Source organism: Alcanivorax sp. (genome assembly GCF_040119285.1).
In the GTDB taxonomy this organism is placed as follows: domain Bacteria; phylum Pseudomonadota; class Gammaproteobacteria; order Pseudomonadales; family Alcanivoracaceae; genus Alcanivorax.
Genome location: NZ_JBEDTY010000028.1, coordinates 1 through 19735 on the forward strand (window position 1 = coordinate 1; position 19735 = coordinate 19735).

General features: G+C 51.1%; 21 protein-coding genes and 1 pseudogene. 10 read left to right on the top strand and 12 right to left on the bottom strand.

Annotated elements, in window-relative coordinates:
• Positions 1-121 (top strand): annotated as a pseudogene (locus ABNH10_RS06900) (IS3 family transposase); the annotation flags it as partial.
• On the opposite strand, the gene ABNH10_RS06905 reads toward ABNH10_RS06900, so the two are convergent.
• The 6 genes from ABNH10_RS06905 to ABNH10_RS06930 form a co-directional block, all read right to left on the bottom strand.
• Positions 84-794 (bottom strand): replication initiation protein, encoded by a 711-nt coding sequence (locus ABNH10_RS06905; RefSeq protein ID WP_349385237.1) that lies wholly within the window; start codon positions 792-794, stop codon positions 84-86. The pseudogene ABNH10_RS06900 and the gene ABNH10_RS06905 overlap by 38 nt on opposite strands.
• A gap of 504 nt (positions 795-1298) precedes the next feature.
• Positions 1299-1769 carry a hypothetical protein gene (locus tag ABNH10_RS06910; RefSeq protein WP_349385238.1) on the bottom strand — a complete coding sequence of 157 codons (471 nt, stop codon included), beginning with the start codon at positions 1767-1769 and terminating at the stop codon, positions 1299-1301.
• Positions 1770-1865: 96 nt separating this feature from the next.
• Entirely contained in the window at positions 1866-2822 is a 957-nt protein-coding gene (locus ABNH10_RS06915) for a hypothetical protein (protein WP_349385239.1), read from the bottom strand.
• Positions 2823-3137: 315 nt separating this feature from the next.
• The gene (locus ABNH10_RS06920) at positions 3138-4571 is read right to left on the bottom strand and encodes a tyrosine-type recombinase/integrase (protein ID WP_349385240.1); all 1434 of its coding nucleotides are present in this window, start codon (positions 4569-4571) and stop codon (positions 3138-3140) included.
• 479 nt (positions 4572-5050) lie between these two features.
• Positions 5051-6619, bottom strand: a complete 1569-nt coding sequence (locus ABNH10_RS06925) for an acyl-CoA dehydrogenase family protein (protein ID WP_349385271.1) — start codon at positions 6617-6619, stop codon at positions 5051-5053.
• The gene (locus tag ABNH10_RS06930) at positions 6619-6837 is read right to left on the bottom strand and encodes an acyl-CoA dehydrogenase N-terminal domain-containing protein (RefSeq protein WP_349385241.1); all 219 of its coding nucleotides are present in this window, start codon (positions 6835-6837) and stop codon (positions 6619-6621) included. The genes ABNH10_RS06925 and ABNH10_RS06930 overlap by 1 nt, the downstream gene beginning before the upstream one ends.
• 93 nt (positions 6838-6930) lie before the next feature.
• Here ABNH10_RS06930 and ABNH10_RS06935 point away from each other — a divergent pair, with 93 nt between their 5' ends.
• The 3 genes from ABNH10_RS06935 (at position 6931) to ABNH10_RS06945 (ending at position 9707) form a co-directional block, all read left to right on the top strand.
• Positions 6931-7923, top strand: a complete 993-nt coding sequence (locus ABNH10_RS06935) for a GlxA family transcriptional regulator (protein WP_349385242.1) — start codon at positions 6931-6933, stop codon at positions 7921-7923.
• Positions 7924-8082: 159 nt separating this feature from the next.
• A complete protein-coding gene (locus ABNH10_RS06940; RefSeq protein WP_349385243.1) occupies positions 8083-8781 on the top strand; it encodes a response regulator transcription factor in 699 nt (232 codons plus the stop codon).
• A gap of 65 nt (positions 8782-8846) precedes the next feature.
• On the top strand, positions 8847-9707 hold the full coding sequence (locus ABNH10_RS06945) for a GAF domain-containing protein (protein WP_349385244.1): 861 nt from the start codon (positions 8847-8849) through the stop codon (positions 9705-9707).
• Positions 9708-9735: 28 nt separating this feature from the next.
• On the opposite strand, the gene ABNH10_RS06950 is transcribed toward ABNH10_RS06945, so the two are convergent.
• The 4 genes from ABNH10_RS06950 to ABNH10_RS06965 form a co-directional block, all read right to left on the bottom strand.
• On the bottom strand, positions 9736-10995 hold the full coding sequence (locus ABNH10_RS06950) for a sensor histidine kinase (RefSeq protein WP_349385245.1): 1260 nt from the start codon (positions 10993-10995) through the stop codon (positions 9736-9738).
• A gap of 61 nt (positions 10996-11056) precedes the next feature.
• A complete protein-coding gene (locus ABNH10_RS06955) occupies positions 11057-12073 on the bottom strand; it encodes an SAM-dependent methyltransferase (RefSeq protein ID WP_349385246.1) in 1017 nt (338 codons plus the stop codon).
• Complete coding sequence (locus tag ABNH10_RS06960) at positions 12070-12843, bottom strand: DUF1295 domain-containing protein (RefSeq protein ID WP_349385247.1); 774 nt, start codon at positions 12841-12843, stop codon at positions 12070-12072. Before ABNH10_RS06960 ends, ABNH10_RS06955 begins: the two co-directional genes overlap by 4 nt.
• Positions 12836-13390 (bottom strand): DUF2878 domain-containing protein, encoded by a 555-nt coding sequence (locus tag ABNH10_RS06965; protein ID WP_349385248.1) that lies wholly within the window; start codon positions 13388-13390, stop codon positions 12836-12838. The genes ABNH10_RS06960 and ABNH10_RS06965 overlap by 8 nt, the downstream gene beginning before the upstream one ends.
• Before the next feature lie 110 nt (positions 13391-13500).
• Here ABNH10_RS06965 and ABNH10_RS06970 point away from each other — a divergent pair, with 110 nt between their 5' ends.
• From ABNH10_RS06970 to ABNH10_RS06985, 4 genes are all read left to right on the top strand, one after another.
• A complete protein-coding gene (locus tag ABNH10_RS06970; protein WP_349385249.1) occupies positions 13501-14061 on the top strand; it encodes a nuclear transport factor 2 family protein in 561 nt (186 codons plus the stop codon).
• Positions 14043-14564 (top strand): chalcone isomerase family protein, encoded by a 522-nt coding sequence (locus tag ABNH10_RS06975; RefSeq protein WP_349385250.1) that lies wholly within the window; start codon positions 14043-14045, stop codon positions 14562-14564. Before ABNH10_RS06970 ends, ABNH10_RS06975 begins: the two co-directional genes overlap by 19 nt.
• 86 nt (positions 14565-14650) lie before the next feature.
• Positions 14651-15460 carry a GGDEF domain-containing protein gene (locus tag ABNH10_RS06980; RefSeq protein WP_349385251.1) on the top strand — a complete coding sequence of 270 codons (810 nt, stop codon included), beginning with the start codon at positions 14651-14653 and terminating at the stop codon, positions 15458-15460.
• Positions 15461-15684: 224 nt separating this feature from the next.
• On the top strand, positions 15685-16836 hold the full coding sequence (locus tag ABNH10_RS06985) for an OmpA family protein (RefSeq protein ID WP_349385252.1): 1152 nt from the start codon (positions 15685-15687) through the stop codon (positions 16834-16836).
• Positions 16837-16969: 133 nt separating this feature from the next.
• On the opposite strand, the gene tadA is transcribed toward ABNH10_RS06985, so the two are convergent.
• Positions 16970-17428 (bottom strand): tRNA adenosine(34) deaminase TadA, encoded by a 459-nt coding sequence (gene tadA, locus ABNH10_RS06990; protein WP_349385253.1) that lies wholly within the window; start codon positions 17426-17428, stop codon positions 16970-16972.
• A gap of 164 nt (positions 17429-17592) precedes the next feature.
• Here tadA and purT point away from each other — a divergent pair, with 164 nt between their 5' ends.
• Both purT and ABNH10_RS07000 read left to right on the top strand, forming a co-directional pair.
• Positions 17593-18786, top strand: a complete 1194-nt coding sequence (gene purT / locus ABNH10_RS06995) for a formate-dependent phosphoribosylglycinamide formyltransferase (protein WP_349385254.1) — start codon at positions 17593-17595, stop codon at positions 18784-18786.
• A 26-nt stretch (positions 18787-18812) separates the two neighbouring features.
• The gene (locus ABNH10_RS07000) at positions 18813-19208 is read left to right on the top strand and encodes an NINE protein (RefSeq protein WP_349385255.1); all 396 of its coding nucleotides are present in this window, start codon (positions 18813-18815) and stop codon (positions 19206-19208) included.
• Positions 19209-19294: 86 nt separating this feature from the next.
• Here the strand turns inward: ABNH10_RS07000 and ABNH10_RS07005 are convergent, their stop codons facing one another.
• Positions 19295-19681: a DoxX family protein gene (locus ABNH10_RS07005; RefSeq protein ID WP_349385256.1), complete on the bottom strand. Its 387-nt coding sequence runs from the start codon at positions 19679-19681 to the stop codon at positions 19295-19297.
• Between the last annotated feature and the right edge of the window lie 54 nt (positions 19682-19735).

Consider the following 19735-nt stretch of genomic DNA (forward strand, 5'->3'; position numbering starts at 1 on the left):
GGCAAGGGCTGACGTATTTAATTATATCGAGCGGTTCCACAACCCAAGAAGGCGGCGCAAGGTTGCAGCTCAAGATCGCAAGTTTACCGCCTTTTTAAAACCGTCCGTGGAAACGGGGTAGAACCCAATAGACTGCAATTTCTTCCTATCCCATAGTCATTGTCATTCTTTGCCTGCTGAGACAGGTCAAGACTGTCTGCTAATTCGTCAAGACAGTAAAAAGAGCTGCTCCACTCTTTAACTCTCCAGAAGTTGTTTAACGGGTTTTTGGCTATCAATCCACAGTATCCTCTATCTGCATCCAAAGCGGCACATAAGGCACTTTCAATGGCTGCTGCATATCTCAGAGGCTTTATCTTTGCGTTGGTTGCTGTTCGTATTGAGACTGATAAACCATAGACCAAATGAGCATGACCATTAGCTGGGTTCTGGATCGCAAGATTCGGAGTAGGAACGCGCAGGTCATACCAGTCCATTGCTGCACTACTCCTGTCTACATCAAAGACAAGAAAGTTCTTGTGTGTCGGGCCGTTTAATTGAATGTGTTTCGCTTTAGAAGCAATTTCCTTGCTTCGAATATTTATTCCGAACTCAAAGTTATCAGTACAATATGGTTTAGCGGGTAACTTATTATATATTTCCTCTATCATTATCCATTTTTCGGATGCCCAAACCGTTTTTTTGGGGCATAGGAAAAATGGCGAAAAATTATTTTTTAGTAGGTTTTGTTTTGGCAGGACTTGAAATACAAAAAATGAATGATAGTCTTTTTTGTATGGTGCCAGTCCTGCCACAGACCATTTCCACCATACAAAGAGTCGCAAGTAAGCGGCTCTTTTTTATTCCTACAAAAAATGTTTTCATATTTTTTTATTTTGTCAAATTATTTTTTCTTTACTATCAATTGTTGCTTGCCACATTTTTTACCACATTGAATAGAGCGAAGTGATATTCACCCTGAAAATTAGTGGTTTACCACATTTACATACTGCCCGCACAGTATGTTTTTTGATTTTCTTTAGTGGTCATTGGGAAAAGTCTCTTATGCAGTGTTTTAGTAATGATTAGACTTTTTTTGTTTTTCTTCCGACTTTTTTGAGATCTTTTTCTGTGATAAATGATTATTGTTTGAATTCTTCGGCCTAACTTTTATTCGCTAAAAAACCGGTTTTTCAATTGTTAGTTATCGGCGTTACTCTGGCAATGAAATAAAAAAAGCACCTTCTAGTGCTTTAGTGATTTTCCCTCTGCTTTAATAAGTGATCATTGTTCAAATTTTCATGCACCCCATTTGTTAGCTAAAAAACCGGTTTTTTAGCCCTTCTTCTCGATTTTAGAAAGATAAATCTGCGAAGCTCGCCTTTATAATTGCATTTCTTGAAATGTTCTTCATGGAAGCGATGGACGAACTCATAAATATTTTTTTTGTTTTGAGTTAAAGGTTTTTTGTCTTTATTAACAAAATTTAGAATGTCTTTTTTAGCAACAGAAAAGCCCAAAAGCTTTTTGCAGAATAGCTCATACGCCAATGCTGTGAAATTTTCAAAATATTCTGGATTGTTTTCTTTCAAATCATACAAAATAATTATTGCGCAATCTCTTCTGATTTTTTTTATGAATGAAGAAACATGTCCGCCCTTCGAGCGATTGTAAAGTTCTTCATTATCATCTAATGGACATGTTCTTTTTCTGATTTTTTCAAGTTCGGTAAATCTGTTTTTTATGCTTCCGTCCTTTTTAATTAAGTCGTTGAATTTTTTTATTTCCATTTAATTCTCCTTTTTATTTTTCCCTAAAAAACCGGTTTTTTAGGTTTCCTAATTAAATCTTTTCATAAAAAAAGAAAAAGTCAAATTTTAGAAATATTATATTTTCTTTATTTTCCGCCCAGCTTTTTTGAGATCTTTCTCTGTGATCTCTGACTGTAGTTTATTAAACCTGTTAAGCTGTTCTTCATAGTCTTGCCCGGCTTTGAATGCATCTTCCAGATTTTCAAAAGCCAACAACATTGGCTGGATCTTTGTGTTGTGTAATTCTTCTAACTCTTGATATTCAGTCAATCGTTCTTCTTGCTCTTTCAGCTTGAGTTTCTTTGCTGTTATATCTTTATCGAGATTGTGAACCAGTCTCCTTACTTTGTCGTATCTGTTGATTATTTCGCTTAATTTCTTGCTAACAACATACGTGCCTTTATCTAAGTGCTTTCTGTTTCTCTCCCCTTTTGATATTCCACGGCGGAACCCTAATGGCTTAAACGCCATTGCAGCCATATCCTGCATTTTCACAAAGTTATGGTTGAGAGGTAGAGTCTTGCCGTTTTCGTCTTTGCCTTTCTTCATCAGGTCACGGAGTGGCGCTTTTTTCTTCTTAAAGTCATAGTTAAAGAAGTACACATGAGCGTGGATGTTTCGCTTGAATTCGCCCGTTTTTTCGTCTGTATGCCCTTCGTCTAAGTGAAGTTCATATCCCATAGGCTGGAAGCCGAACGCTGCATGTATCGCTTTAATATAGCGCTGCATACATTCGTCAAACTCTTTCTTGTTGGGTTTTCTCTCTTTGAATTGACCTTCTGAGAATACGACAACGTGCTCAAACAGAACGTTCATCTTATCCTGTGGTTTTCTGCCAGAAGTGGCTTTGTATTGCGCCATACAGTCGTCTAGCGACTTGTAGCGCATTCCAAAGTTATGGCGAGTGTCTTTCTCGTAGACGTTGGGTGAGTTGCTGTGCTTTCTGTAGCCGTGTGCCAGCACTTTCTGTGCTGCATTTCGCTTGTAGTATTGTGTTCTTACTGCGACGAAGTTCTTTTTATCCTGACTCATGCTTCTCCATTTCATTATGATAATAAAATTATCATTTTTTCACTGGATCGCAAGAGCCAGATTTAACTCACTAAAGCATAACAAGTTATGCAGTGAGCCAAAGAGGCTCCGCCCCTTCTGGAATCCCCAGAAAAGAAAAATCAAAATCTATTAAAGCAGTGGACTTTGATTTTGTGCTTATAAACAATGTCAAGCAAAGCGAGACAGCAAGCATAATTATCCACTTGTGGACTAATTACTACTGCTTGCAAATCTCTCCTAACTCTCTGCTTTAGTATAAAATGTAGGCAGTGAAAGCAGTGCTTTAGTAGTGAATCAAAATATTTTCAGGGTCGATATTGCTTTGAGTTTTTGCTTGGCGTTTGGCCCTGCACTGTAAACGTCAAAGGTAATCGTCCCTGTCTCATGTCCAACGATTGAAGCAATCGTTAAGCCGGGGATATCGTTGTTTTGCAGGAAGGTGATGAAAGATTTCCGCAAACTGTGAAAAACGTGTTCTTCCCCATATCCCAAAGATTTTTTCAGTCTGCCGAATTGTTTGCTAAGCGAATCAGATCGCTTACCGTATTTGTTTTTTCCAGAGGCCGGAAGAAAAAACTCTCCCTCAGTGTCTTTCGTCAGACGCTTAACCAAAGGCTTTAAAGACTTGTGGACAGGGACAATTCTCTCAGCATTGCGAGTTTTTCCGTCTCTAATGAATAAACACTGAACCCCATCCTCAGTCACAATATCGCCAGTTTTCAACTGGCAAAGCTCCTCGATCCTTGCTCCGGTGTAAGCCCCAAGCATTATCAGATCCGCCAGCGCCTGGCGGCGCGGCAAGGCTTGGGCAGACTGGTGAAGCTTCTGAATATCAGCAACCGTAAACGCCTTTCGCTCTTTCTTACGAACGCCCCTAACTTCTTCAAAGTCGTGATTCTCGAACGGGTTAGCTTGCTCCTGATGCTGTTGCTTGAACGTCTTGTCTTTCTTAATCGCCCATTTCCAAAAGCTGTTACCAGCGAAAAGATGCTGTTTCTTGGTCTTGTTAGCGCAATCCAATGTTTCAAGATACGCCTCAAGACTCTCATGCCCCAGATCCCTTTGGTTTTCTTCGAGCCATGCCTTGAGTTTTTTGAGCCTACTTAACTGCGTATCTACGGTTTTAGCTACTACGCCCCGTTTACGTTGGTACTCTTCAAAAGCACCTAATCGGGTAATCGTGATTGGAGACTTAGAACGGTAATGGCTTGGGTCTTTCAGTATCTGGGTGACTTCCTGTTGATTCACAGGGTTGATGGCTGTCACCACCTGCCCTTGCAGTAGCTCTGTTAGCTCTTTCTGAAAACCTACCCAATCAGCAATATCACCGCCTTGGTATTTCTGCACCAGCGACAATACAGCTTCATAGTCCAGCCCGAATGAATCCAGCTCCTTAACCAACTCAAAACTTGCCTCATTCGCTTCTTTTGTCTTTCCGAGTGCAGAGAGCCGGACAGATTCATTTAAGTACGTCTCAATAGCCTGAGAGGCCAAATATGCCCCCTCTCGCTGCTTTTCTCTCAAGTTAGGAGCCAAACCCCTTGCCTCAGCTATTGCGTCCCGCCATGCGCTTAAAAACGGCAATTTCAGCCGCTGCGCTTCTTGCTTCGATCCAGTCTTGAGGCTTGCGGTGTATTCCCTCCGGTTTAACACCGGGCGAACGTCAGCAGGGACGGAAAGGCGGACATACCAGCTACCACCCCGTAGGATTAAATTATCGCTTGCCATGACTGCTCAATTATTAGCCATATTCACCACGATTGTAGCAGTGGAGAGACTCATTTTGTAGCAAATCTTTGTAGCAAAACTAATTTTAAGCTATTGAAAATAAAGAAAAACAAAGACTTAACCCCTGAAAATGGAAAGTCCCTCCCTCACCGCCAAACATAAGAAGCCCCGCAAACGCGGGGCTTCTTTGGTTTAAAGCATATTTCCGGGAAAACGACTTTGCTCTTGGGAAAAAAGTCAGCGCTATCTAGCTAGCAGCTTGCGCCTGTGGTCTCCAATGTCTAAATCGCCGCCGGACAGCACGCTCACCTTTCACATTCTCCAATCCGCTCGTTGGGGGCCTTTCAGCGGTCAGGCCAGCCTCTATGATACCCATGCAATTCGACACTCCAAGCCGCATGCTTTCTAGTAGAGCCCGATGACGATAGCGCACACCCTATTGAATCAGTGAGCTCGTGAAGGTCATGATGAAGGCATATTCAGAACCAGCCGGGTTCCATTTCTGCAATAGTACCGTCGCCACTAATCAACTGTTGTGCATCCCACTCTACCCGCGGTAATTCCCAGCGGAAGAAGTAACGGGCAGCCTGCAGTTTCCCTTTGGCAAAGGCTGCATCCTCAGGATTCGTTAACAAGGCTGCCGCATTGGCCTGTCGCAGCCACATCCATGCTGCCACCACCTGCCCCAGCAACTGCAGGTAAGCGTTAGCATTGGACAAGGCAATACGAGGGCCTGCACTGGCAATTTGGTTGCCCACCGCCTGCGTCGCTTTTTCAATCAAGGGGAGCATGGCCTGCAACGCACCTGCCATGGGCTTACAGTTCTCATTAGCGGTGGCCAGCACATCGGCCATGATACGGCTGGCCAGCAGCAACAGGCCTTTGCCATTGTTTACCCACACTTTGCGGCCCAACAAATCTAGCCCCTGCACGCCAATGGTGCCTTCGTGGATCGGGTTAAGGCGATTATCACGCCACACTTGCTCCACCGGATACTCACGGGTGTAACCCGCACCACCAAAAACCTGAATGGTCATGTCATTGGCTCTTACACCAAACTCAGAAGGCCAAGTTTTCAAAACCGGGGTCAGCAGATCAAGGAGCAGCTCAGCCTCTTTTGACGTCGTCTCGTTCCCGGTTTCAATATCGTCAACCAGGCGGTAGCCATACAAGCTCATTGCAATGGCGGCTTCTGCATAGGCTTTCTGGGTGAGCAGCAGCCGCTTCACATCGGCATGCTCAATGAGCAGCACCTGCGGCTTGGAAAAATCGGCGTCGTCAGGGTGGCGGCCCTGTCGCCGGTCACGGGCATAATCCAGCGCAAACAGATAACCACGATAACCAAGCAAACCAGCGCCGAACCCGACACCGAGCCGCGCTTCATTCATCATCTGGAACATATAACGCAGGCCTTGATGGGCTTCACCCACCAAATAACCATGGCAATCATCAGCGTCGCCGAAGCTCAAGGCCGTGCTCGTGGTGCCACGGTAACCCAACTTGTGGATCAGACCCGCCAAAATCACATCATTGCGGACGTCCGGGTGGCCGTTATTATCAAGTCGATATTTCGGCACCACAAACAGGGAAATACCTTTAACGCCGTCCGGGCCACCGGGAATTTTCGCCAACACCAAGTGGACAATATTATCCGCCAGCTCATTCTCGCCACCAGAAATAAAAATCTTGCTGCCCTTGATCCGATAACTGCCGTTATCCTGTGGAACCGCACGGGTGCGTATATCAGTGAGAGAAGAACCAGCATGGGGCTCCGTCAGCGCCATGGTGCCGGTGAAACGGCCCACCATCATCGGTTCTAGGAAGCGGGCTTTTAGCATGTCATTGCCAAAGTTGCGAATCACATTGGCTGCTGCCGCCGTCAGGAAGACATAACCGGTAGAACTGGGATTCACGCACGTGAACATGCCTTTACAAGCCGCGGCGGCAATTTCAGGCAGCTGCATACCGCCCTCTTCATAACTGGCTCGCGATGAAAGAAAACCGGCGCGGACATAAGCATCAAACGCTTCTTTCACCTCAGGGCGCATCACCACTTTGCCATTAACAAAGGCCGGCTCCTCTTTATCAGACTGAGCGTTGTGGTTTGCGAATTTTTCCCCGCCAGTTTCTCAGCAGTATCCAGTGCCTCTTCGATGGTCTCACGGCTGTGATCCTCAAAGCGCGGGTGGGCAAACAGGCTATCGGTGTCCTGCACCTCAAAAAGCTGAAAGCTCAAATCACGGCGGTCAAGAATGACATCACTCACAATAGCGCTCCGGTTATTTTGGGGGACAGCTTGCCATCGTTATGCCCTCTCTGGCATTGTCGCATATGACTAAATCATGGTGGAAACCGACAAATGTTTTCGGTGGCAGTATTGGCTTTTGATGGGGTTTTTGCTTCCGCCCTCACCGGGGTGGTGGACTTGCTAAATCTGACCGGGGTGACGTGGAATCGGATCCATGGCCAACCCTTGAACCAGCAATTCAAGGTGCAGGTGGTGTCCCGCGGGGGCAGCCCGGTGCGTTGTACCAACGGCATCCGCATAGCGGCAGATTGTTCCCTGGAACAGATGGTTCAGGCGGATCTGGTGGTGATTCCCACCATCGGTGGCAAAATCGAAACCGTGCTGGAAGAAGAACAGGACGTGCTGCCTTGGTTATGCTCTCTGCATCAGGGCGGCGCCGACCTAGCCAGTAACTGCACCGGCGCCTTCCTGTTGGCAGAAGCCGGGTTGCTGGATGACAAAATCGCCACCACTCACTGGGGCTTTAGCCAAGAATTTCGCCACCGCTATCCGCAGGTTAACCTGACGGAAAGGGAACTGCTTACCCGTGACGGCAATATCTTTTGCGCCGGCGGCGGCACCGCCTGGCGTGACCTGACCGTTCTGTTGGTGGAGCGTTTCTGTGGCGCTGATCTGGCGCGGGAATTGGCCCGGGCGTTTGTCATCGACGTGCGTAACGATTTGCAAAGTATTTACGCCGGGCTGCCTGCCCACACCTACCATCAGGATAATCAGGTGCAAGCCATTCAGAGCTGGATTCACGAACACTTCAAGGAAAACACTAGCCTCGGACAACTGGCAGAACGTGTGCACCTGAGTCCGCGTCAATTGCAGCGTCGATTCACCACCACGCTGGGCGAGCCACCTCTGCAATACTTGCAAAGAGTCCGCATCGAAGCCGCCCGAAAAATGTTGGAACGAGGCACCAATAATCTGGCCAAACTGGCCGAACAGGTGGGTTATCAGGATGTGAGCAGTTTTTCGCGTCTATTCAAACGACATACCGGCCTGTCCCCCAGTCATTATCGCCAGCGCTTCGCCCGCGCCGGCGGATTGAATGACTAACATGCCCATAATGCGTCACATGTTCAGCCGTTGATCGTTTGTGGATTGCGCCAAGGAAAAAAACCGCTGAAAGTGACGTGATTGGTACGCGTGAAGACAATTGACGGAACCTTGACGCTGTAGCCGTGAGGATACTCACAGACACACAAGGAGAGTCCTGTGAATAATCTGTCCATTCTACTGGTAGAAGATCATCGCCAACTGGCCCAAACCGTACTGGAATACCTGGAGCAGGAAGGCGCCAGTGTGGACTACGCTGGCAACACTCGCCTGGCCCGGGAGCTGGTTCAGGAGCACCACTACGACCTGATGCTTCTGGATGTAATGCTTCCCGGTGAAGACGGCTACAGCTTCTGCCAGTATCTGCGCAAGGAGCTGGCGTTGGATCTTCCAGTAATTTTCATGACCGCCCGGGATCAGCTCGAAGACAAATTGGAAGGTTTTAATCGAGGTGGTGACGACTACATTGTAAAACCTTTTGCCATGCCGGAACTGGTAGCCCGAGTTTCTGCACTGGTGCGTCGCCAGCGTAAGGAAGTCACAGCCAACACCCTGCAGATTGCCGACTTGGAACTGGACCCGGCCCGCCAAGAAGTGCGTCGCGATGGGCGGTTACTGAAGCTCTCCCCCACCGCTTTTCGTATTCTGCGTATTCTCATGCGTGAATCGCCCAAAGTGGTTAGCCGTGAACAGCTGGAGCATGAACTATGGGGCGATCTGGTGCCGGATTCCGATGCTCTGCGTAGCCACCTTTACAACTTGCGCAAAGCCGTGGACAAGCCTTTTGCCGTCGCCCTGCTCAATACGTTGCCCGGCGTGGGTTTCACCATCCAGGAAATGACCGAAATCGCACCGTGACCTAAGGGCACTTGCACTTTGATGGGTTAGGGGCTGAGAATGGGCAAAAAGCGATTTTGCTCATTATGCCCATCGACAACACCGATACACCATTATCCAGTTACTCTTCCTGCCAAGAATTACTGGATGCTCATCTTGCCGAACTGCAAAAACGGTTTGGCATGGCCTCGTGGATAATTACTCGTCTCCGTAACGAAGAACTAACGGTACTGCGAGCCAGGGATGATTATTACGGCTTAACCCAAGGCAAGCCTCTGCAATGGGAAAAAAGCGATTGTGCACGGATGACGGAACCGGGGGCATCCTGCATTGCCACCAACGCACAGCTGCATCCTTGCTATCGCCTGGCACCGATTAACGCCGACCTGACCATAGGGGCTTTTATCTGTCTGCCCCTAATGGACCGGGACAACCAACTTTTCGGTACCCTTTGCGCTCTTGATCCCGAGCCGCAGAATCCGGCCTTGGAGCGAGCCTTGCCAGCGCTACAGCATGAAGCCCGACTCATCAGTTTCCTGCTGGCCAACGCCCTGCGAGACGCTCAGCAACAGCGCGTTAGCATTTTTGTTGAACACCCGGACCGCTGTGAAGAAACCGGCCTGCCTGGTCAACAAGGCTGGAAAGACATTCAAGCCCAAGAGCAGCAACACTGTCGGGATTTCGGTGTGGAATCGTCAGTGCTTTATTTGCAGGCGCCCGACAATAGCGACAGCCTGATGATCGCCGACTCCTTGGCCGCATTGCTGCGCGAACAGGACAGTGTTGCTCATCTTGGCAATAATCATTTCCGGGTACTTCTTGCTGACACCGATGCAAGCAAGGCTGAGAAAGTCATCCACCGTATTCGCGACGCACTCAATGCCAAACAATTACTGGTACGGATTGAAAGGCAAACGTTGTCACCCTGCCCGGAAACCGCAATATAGCGTCTGTTCTGCTCCAAGAGGACGTGGATTAAAACTGGACCCTAACCTCAGTACCCTTGCCCGGCTCACTGGACACCATCAGCTCCCAGTCATAGCGTTCGCACAAACGCTGAACAATGGCCAACCCAAGCCCGTGCCCCCCTTCCACGCTGCCACCGCGTTCAAAGGGTTGCATGACTCTGGCCAGCTCATCGGCGTCCATACCCGCCCCGTAGTCCACCACTTGCACCGCCCGCTCCATCACCACAATGGTGACATCGCCAGAGCCACTGTAGTTAATCGCGTTGCGCACCAGGTTAGTCAGAACGATGGTTAGCGCAGCCTCAGGGCAATTTACACTGAGTAACGCGGTTTGCCTGACCTGCAAGCGAATTTGCTTACGCTCTGCCAATGGGTTGAGGCGCTCAATCAGATTCACCGACAAATCATTAACGATCACGTCTTCGCTCTGTTGGCTTTGCTGCTCGGTACGGGCCAGCATCAGTAGCGTTTCCAGGGTCGCCTCCATGTCGTCCACGGTGTCGTCCATGCGCCGTATCAATGGCCGGTCACCCACTTGGCTCACCAGCAATTCCAAGTTGGCACGGAACACGGCCAGCGGCGTGCGCAACTCATGGCTGGCATCGCGGGTAAACTGACGCTCGCGCTCCACAAACGACACCAGCCGCTCGGCATAACCATCCAGCGCAGCCACCAGCACCGCCACTTCACTACCTGAGTCCGCGGCTATTTCACTCAGATTCGGTCGCGCAACACTGGGGTCGTTCACCGGTGTCTGACGTAAGGCATCGGAAAGCTGCACTAATGGCGAAAGTAAAGCGCGGGATTTTCTCCAGCCCAGAAACGAGGTGATGTAAATCACCAACAGCACGCCGGTGAGCGGCAAGATACCAAACATGAACGCCAGCACCGACACCCGCTTTTCATCAAAAATCAGGTACAGCCGAGCGTCATTCCGGTGCTCGATATAGACGATAGGGCGCTCGCCAGCCAAATTCACCCGTTGATAACCGTCCGGTAGCTCCGCCAGCACCTCAGGCACACCATCCTGCACGGCGTCACTGCTAAGCAGGCCGAGCAGGTGGCGGGTATTGGGGCGTGGTTGGGTCGGGTTTGTCTCCAGTAAAGACCAATAATGATCGGCTTCCTTGATCAGCGCCTGCTTGACCAGCACATGCTCAATGATATTTGCAGTCGCCCACACCCCCAGTACGGTAGCCAAGCTGATTAGCAATAGCTGAATCAGATAAACACGGGTAATACGATGCTGGACGCCGGTTTTTTTCATGCCTCACTCATTATAGAATCCCGGTGCCGTGGCAACCGGAAACAACCCTGAACAGCCTGGTTCAACTGGCTGCGGCTTTGGTGAAACGGTAGTGGGCAACAAACCACTCTTTTCCTCCACCATAGTTAAACAGCTCGGCACACGCCATGAAAAACATCCGCCAACGCTGCAACCAGATCTTTCCCTGGCCTTGGCCATAAATTTCATTCAACAGCGTGGTCAACGGCGTCTGTTTTTCATCCGCCAGTACCAGCCAAGCCTCCAGTGTGCGGGCATAGTGGGTCCCGTTTACCGCCCAACGCTGCTCCTCATGAAGGTCGCCTGCACAATGCGGCAACCAATCATAAGCAGGCATCATGCCACCGGTGAAAAAATATTTGGCCATCCAGTCCTTGCTGCCCTCAGTCTCAAACAGATAAGTCAGATCGCGATGACAAAACACATGAATGAACAATTTGCCCCCCGGCTTTAACCAAGCGTGGATACGCGACATCAGCGTTTTATGGTTTCGCATATGCTCGAACATTTCCACCGATACCACCCTGTCGTAGGGTTGCTGAGGCTGATAGAGCGATGCATCGGCGGTAATCACATCCACATTACCCAATCCTTGCTCGGCGGCGCGGCCGAGAATAAACGCCCGCTGGGATGACGAATTTGAAATCGCTGTGATACGGCTATTAGGGTACTGCTTCGCCATCCACAGCGTCAGCGATCCCCAGCCGCACCCCATTTCCAGCACGTCTTGCCCGTCTTTCAGCTCGGCCCGCTCGCAGGTCATCGACAGCATGGCCCGCTCCGCCTCCTCCAGGGTGCTCGATGGGTTTGGCCAATAACCGCTGGAATATTTGAGGTAAGGCCCCAGCACCTGCTCATAGAAGCGCGCGTCCACTTCATAATGCTGTTCATTGGCCTCGTCTTGGCCCACCGCTACCGGCCCCTGTTGCAAGGCCTCTTCAAAATGTTGACGATTACTGCGCTGTTTTTCCTGCTCCAGCCGTTGTCCCAACAAGCGGCGGATACCAAAACGCACCAGCCCATCGGGCAACAGCCCGGATTCAGCCATTTTAATCATCATGATTTCGGTCTCCAGGGAAAGAACGCACTGGTAGTGCGTTGATAGTCACGGTAATCATCGCCGCGAGATTTGAGTGCCTGCTTTTCGGTATAAGGGATGCCCGTGACAAACCACAGGAACACGAACATGGCCAACGGCAGCAACCACAGCCAACCGGCATAAGGTGCACCAATGGCAATCACCGGGTAACTGATCCAGTGCAACCACTCTCCGAAGTAGTTGGGGTGGCGGCTGTATCGCCAAAGCCCTTCACGACAGGTTTTGCCTTTACTGCCCGGGCGCTGCTTGAACGCGGCTAATTGCTTGTCTGCCAATGCTTCCCAGCCGATGGCCAGCAGCCCGATGGCCGCACCCACAAGCACCAAAGGCATAGCGAACTGATCCTGCTCGGCCACCACCCAAAAGGTAAGCGCAAAGCCCCATGCAAGCAGTGCCTGGCCCCAGTAAAAAAACAGAAAGAAAGGCTGCGCCTTGCTACCCAGTGCCTCTCGCATGGCAGCGTAACGGCCGTCTTCCGAAGGCTCCTGCCTGACCCGTTGAAAGATATGGCTGCCCAGCCGCAATGACCACAGCAACAACAACGCTCCCGCTGTTACACGGGGCATTACCGCACCGTTGCCAGTGACCAGAAAACTCATCCCTACCAAGCCCACAGACCAAGCCCAAAACACGTCAACCCAACCAGCGTTGTGAGTCTGACGCTGCTGCAGCCATAGCACCGTGGCGATAATCAATAGGACAACCAGTAACCAATAATGGATATCAGGCATGTTGATCTTCCCGTTTTGTCATTGAGGCAATCTTTGCCAGTAAGGGCACGGCTATCGCCCAGCTAATACCGTAAATAATCGCCAACAACAGCCAGCCTTGCGGCGCTGTTGCAGCGCCAAGGCGAATGCCCATCATGACGGAGAACACGCCACCCAAACCGCCGAACAGGGCCGCAAACACCGGGCGGCCACACAACCAGCTCAGGCTGTAACGAAAACTCGCTGCAAAGCCCATCCACAGAGCCCACACCCAAGGCGGTGCCCACCAGTGCTGTTGCCAGCTTTTATACTGTAACGCCTCCGGCAATAACCATAGCGGCTCCATCAAGGCGCACATAAGGCCACCGGCGGTGATCAAAAAAATGTCTTGTTTCCACTGGCGGGTCAGCGCGATTTGTGCCACTAACATCGTCGCCAACACCCCCCATGCCGGCACAACCGCACCCTGTGACCCACCCAGCACCGCCGCAACCCAGAGTAACTGGAACGCAAAAAAATTAATGATGACCACAACAGTATGACGATTCATGGCTTGAGCTTGCGCCATGCGTCGTCAAAGCACTGTGAAGTGTATGGTCAGGGACTTCGGGGGGACCCATCTGTTTTTCCTCCACCAGCTTCACAACCGATTCACCATTCAGGGTCGAGAGTAGAACCATGAATGTATCAATGACGTTACCGCTATTGTTGTTGGCTGTGCTGTTAAGCGCTTGCAGCAGTGCTCCCAAAGGCCCCTATGGGTACACCGATCAGTACCAGAACGCGCTGGCGTCCGCTGACTCGGGACACCTACCCGACCCGGGGGTGATCGATCGTTTTATAACCTTCTATAACCCTCTGAATGCCGCCACCCTTGCGGAGCAAATCGACTCCATCTATGCCGATCCGGTGTATTTCAATGACACCCTTGTGACGCTGACAACCCGTGACGCTCTAGCCTCCCATTTACAGGCCACCGCAGAGGGCCTGAATAGCATGTCTCTAACCGTCAACAAGGTCATGGAAGATGGTACCGACATCTATCTACGCTGGGTCATGGAAGCGCGCTTCACTCTACTCGGCAGCGAGCGCTTGTCCCGCACCATCGGTATCAGCCAGCTACGTTTTAACGCCCAGGGTAAAGTCATTTTCCAGCAGGATTTCTGGGACAGCAGCCAAGGCGTTGACCAACACTTACCCCTGATAGGACCGATGACACGATGGTTAAGAAAACACTAGCGATCCGGGCGGCGCTGTTATTGGCCACTGTAATGTGCGCTGCGCCCGGCTACGGAGATGACGACCAACCCTGGCAGGTTTGCACCCGCAGCGATGTTAAAGCCCTGCGTTTCATTACTGTGGGCGAAGCCACACTGTCGCGACACAAGTGCCAGACCACTGACCTGCAAAACCCGCCAATGCGCCTCACCTTCCGCTACTTTCGTGATGTGCCCGGTGATGCCTTGGCCAAGGCGGCGCTAAACTTCCTGGAAAAAAATCTCAGCAAAGCTGACTTCGAGCGCTATCAGGTGCGATTCACACAGTTCAACAGCCATTACCAGAACATTAGTGACGGCGATGCCTACACACTGACCTATGCCGCCCACGGCCTCACACTGGCGCTCAACAACACTCCCTTGGCCACAGAAACCGATGACACCTTTGCCCGTTACTATTTGCGCATCTGGTTTGGTGAAGACCCCTATTCACGGTCACTAAAAGAAAATCTACTGCTTCAATGATCTTCCCCGCCAACGGTTGCACGGCATGCAAGCAAACGAGATACTGACAAACATAATAATTAGCACGTTTATTGGGATCACCAAGCATGGCCAAGCTCTTTCATGTGGTAGCGACGTCCGCCAGACTGGTCTCTCGTAGCGACCGACGTTCCGCCCTGAAAGGCACTATCGTCATCACGCTCAGCTCGGTTCTCGTGGCCCTAGTGCTGACCAGTATTGGCATCTTGCTGGTGGGAGAACGGGACTGGCTGTCGCCACTGGTTCTTGCCACCTTACTGCCCTTATTACTGGTCGCCCCACCACTCTATCTGTTCAGCTGCCGCCTGATTGCACTGAACCGGTACAATCACCAACTTCAACAACTGGCGCGGGAAGATCATCTTACTGGCCTGTTTAATCGCCCCCACCTGCTCGGTACGCTCGAGCGGGAGCTGGCATTAAGCCAAAGGCACAACTACACCGTTTCCATCTTGCTTATCGAAATTGCTGACTTCACTCAGCTGCTGGACCGCTACGGCCGCCATACCGGTGAAAAAGCCTTGCGTTTATTTGCCGACTGCATTCGGGAAAAAATCCGCGAAAGCGATCTTTTTGGGCGTTTTGATGGCGCCCAGTTTCTATTGGTACTTCCCCACACTCATTTCGATGATGCAGCCCGCATGGGGGAAGGCTTAAAAGCCTTGGCCGCCAATCTCAGGCTTTCTAGCTCAAGAACCACTACAGAGCCAGAGGAAACCGCTACCGTCTCCGCTCGTATCGGAGTGGCCAGCACTGAGAACAGCGGCCGCAACCTTAACTCGTTACTCAACGAAGCAGATTATGCGCTCTACCAAAACCGCAACGAAGGGCGTGAAAAAGCATTTTCTCCTCTCTCATCCAAAGACAACGCGGAATGATCTTTCAGCTGGCTCGTCAGACCAATATTAAAATCTTAACAAAAAACATAACCCTAACTCTTTCCCCTTACATAATTACAAAAAACAGACTTTCTGCTACCAAATAAATTCCATATTTGTAAATTTTTTTATTAATCTCTGTGTGAGGATTTACATAAGAGGCAGGCTAGCCAACACTGATACCGTGTTTGATCTGCCTACTGAATAAGACAAGGAAGGAGCTTATGAACGCTAAACGCTTTTTAGCGGCGAGCATTGCTTGCGCATCGGTCACCGCGACCACCACCGTCATTGCTGACGAGATCCCCGAACAGTATTTCTACTTCGGCGGCCACATCAGTGAAAATTGGCTGGACGTGGGCGACCACACTGAAAGTAAAGCCAGCGATAACGAAGTGACCCTTCCCGGTGCCCAAATGGGTTACCGTTTTAACCGCGACTGGTCTATTCAGGGTTGGTGGGAGCGTAACAACGCCAATACCGACATGTTCGGTAACGTAGATATCAACATTGCTCATGGTAGCCTGCGTAAGCACTTTGCCGGCAACTCCGCATTCGAACCCTATGTGGGTCTCGGTGCCGGTGAGTTCCGCACCGAGCCGAACAGCGATAGCTCCAACGATTTCAAGGAGACCATCGGTACCGTGGAGGCAGGTTTTCAAACCATGCTGCACTCCAACTTCATGCTGGACGTAGGCGCCCGTCCTTACTACAGCTTCCGAACTGAACGTTGGGACGCAGAAATCTATGCTGGCCTTAACTTCTTGATCGGCGCTTCCAGCGAAGAAGAACCGGCTCCGATTCAAAACGTGGTTACCGATAGCGATGGTGACGGTGTGCCGGACGAGCGCGATCAGTGTGCCAACACTCCGGCTGGAGCCCAAGTTGACGCCACCGGTTGTGAGCTGGACGATGATAATGACAGCATCGTCAACAGCATGGACGACTGCCCGAACACTCCTGCCGGTGCATTGGTTGACGATAAAGGTTGCCAGAAGTACTTGGCCAAGGACGTAAAAGAGACCCTGTACGTTGAATTCGGCCACGATAAAGCCGAAGTTCGCCAGACGTCTTACCCATCCCTGGAGAACTTGGCCGAAGGCATGCGTCAATACCCGTCTGCCAACCTGGTACTGGAAGGTCACACTGACAGCACCGGTTCCGCCGCTTACAACAAGAAATTGTCCCAGCAGCGTGCAGATGCTGTGAAGACCGTACTTGTTAATCACTACAACGTGAGTGCGGATCGAATCACCACCGTAGGTTACGGCGAAGAGAAGCCTATCTCTGACAACAGCACCAGCGAAGGCCGCGCCGAAAACCGTCGCGTAGAGACCATCCTGAAAGCCACCACCAAAGAAGCGCAGTTCCAGTAAGGAGCCTCGCTGACTGAAGAAAGGGCCGGTTTTTACCGGCCCTTTTTTTTCAAGCTGCAGTACGTGAACGGTAAAACTTTGTCCGAACGATCTAGGTATCGCGTAAGGCTTACTTACTTTACCCGACCACCCGTTAGCGAAACTTCTTTCGACGGTCAGCAAAGAAACGTTTGAGCAACGCTGCGCTTTCTTCTGCCAGCACCCCTCCTTCCACTTCCACCCGATGATTGTAAAAATCCACCGTCGGCAGCTGTAGCTGGCTTTCACATACCCCTGCACGCGGCTCACTGGCGCCATAAACAAGCCGGGCGATACGGGCATGAACCATAGCACCAAAACACATGGTGCAAGGTTCCAGGGTGACATAGAGCGTACTGCCACTCAGCCGATAATTATTCTCCGCCTGGGAGGCATTGCGTATGGCAACGATTTCCGCATGGGCGCTGGGATCGCTGGCGATAATTGGCTGGTTATACCCCTGCCCAAGCAATTGACTATCGCGAACCACCAGAGCGCCTACCGGCACTTCTCCCTGATCTGCCGCCTGTCGAGCCAGCGCCAGCGCCCGTTGCATCCAGTATTGATCGTCCACCTGCTCTCCTTCATTCCTCGCCCATGCCCCAAAAACTTAGCGGGCACCACACAGGCCAAGTGTACCGCAAGCGCCCTGCGCGCAGAACGGAGCCGCGCAAGCCACGGCTGGCGTAGTGCCGACTTTTCATTACAATCAGGACACCAAACATATTGAGAGCTGTTATGACTGTCATCGGCACCCCTTTCACCGACAACGCCACCCGAGTGATGCTGCTGGGCTCCGGCGAGCTGGGCCGTGAAGTCGCCCTGGAACTGATTCGTTATGGTTGCGAAGTGATTGCGGTGGATCGCTACGACCATGCCCCTGCCATGCAAGTGGCGCAACACAGCCATGTCATTAACATGCTCGATGGCGCTACGCTGCGAGCCTTGGTTGAACAGGAAAAACCGGCACTCATCGTTCCGGAAATCGAGGCTATCGCCACGGATGAACTGGTCAAACTGGAAGCGGAAGGCTACACCGTAGTCCCCACCGCCCGCGCCGCCAAACTGACCATGAACCGTGAAGGCATTCGTTGTCTCGCCGCAGAGGAACTGTCACTACCCACTTCTCCCTATCGTTTTGCTGAAAACACGGAGGACTATCAACAAGCCGTGCGCGAGATTGGTTTCCCCTGTGTGGTGAAACCGGTGATGAGCTCCTCTGGCAAGGGGCAAAGCACACTGAAAAGCGAAGCCGACGTTCTGCCTGCCTGGGAATACGCACAGTCCGGTGGCCGTGCAGGTCAGGGCCGGGTCATCGTGGAAGGTTTTGTGGACTTTGACTACGAAATCACCCTGCTGACCGTCCGCCACAAGGCCGGCAGCGAGATCAAAACCAGCTACTGTGCGCCTATTGGTCATCGCCAAGAAAACGGGGATTATCAGGAATCCTGGCAACCCGAGCCCATGAGTGCAGCAGCACTACAGGCATCTCGTGAGGTCGCACTGGCAATTACCGATGCTCTTGGAGGGCTGGGTATTTTCGGCGTTGAGTTATTTATCAAAGGCGACCAAGTGTACTTCAGTGAAGTCTCACCCCGCCCCCACGACACTGGTCTGGTCACATTGATCTCCCAAAACCTGTCAGAGTTCGCCTTACATGCCCGCGCCATTCTTGGGCTGCCGATACCGGCCATTGAGCAACGCGGCCCCTCAGCGTCCTCCGTACTACTGGTACAAGGCCGGTCGGAAGCAATGCGTTACCATGGCCTGAACACGGCGCTGGCCAACTCGGATACGGAAGTTCGCCTATTTGGCAAGCCGGATATCAACGGCAGCCGTCGGCTGGGTGTAGCATTAGCCAAAGCGGACAGCATTGACGCAGCACGAGACAAAGCCAATACAGCCAGTGCTGCCCTCAAGGTCGATCTGTAAACCCTCTTAATGAAAAGGAATCAAACATGCAGAATCAGGACACGCACAGCAAAGTGATTGGTTACCTACTGTGGATATTTGGCTTCATGGGAGCCCACCGTTTTTACTATGGCCGCCAGCTCACCGGCACGCTCTGGTTCTTTACTCTGGGGCTGTTCTTCATCGGCTGGATTATCGACCTGTTCCTGATCCCCAGCATGGACGACGCGGCGGATACACGCTACGAAGCCGGCAGCATCGATTACAACGTGGGCTGGGTTCTACTCACCTTCCTCGGTATTTTTGGTATTCACCGCTTCTACATGGGCAAGGTCATCACCGGTATTATTTACCTGCTGACAGCGGGCCTTTTCGGGCTGGGTATCCTCTATGATTTCTGGACACTGAACGGCCAAATCACAGAGAAAAACCGTCTAATTTAACGGTCTACGCGCTAGCTAAAAGGCCACAACCCAGTCAGGTTGTGGCCTTTATCTTTCTTCAAAGCTGATGCCTGGCAGCTTAAGCGTTAATTCTTCATCGCGTACTTGCCGGCCCCAAGAAACACCAACGCCGCGGCGGTGAACAAATAAAACCCCTGCAGCTCAATCGCCCAGCCGCCACTGCTACTCAAGCTGAACAACTCCCCCATATGCGCTAACACCAGCGCGACAAGCATATTGGTGACAATCAACGCAGCGCCAATGCGTGTCTGATAACCAATAATTATCATCACTGGCGCGACCACCTCGCCAATGAAAACCCCATAGGCCAAGAACCCTGGCAAATGGTGCTCAGCCAGAACCCCTGCAATCCAGCCAACCCCAGCATGCAATTTATGCACACCATGCAACAGCAGCATCAGCCCCAACGACAGGCGTAAAATCAGCTTCCCTATATCCGGGTTATTCAGCATAGGCGGACTCCATCAGTTTCGCTTTCGGAACAAGCTATTCTTCCCTTTCTTCCT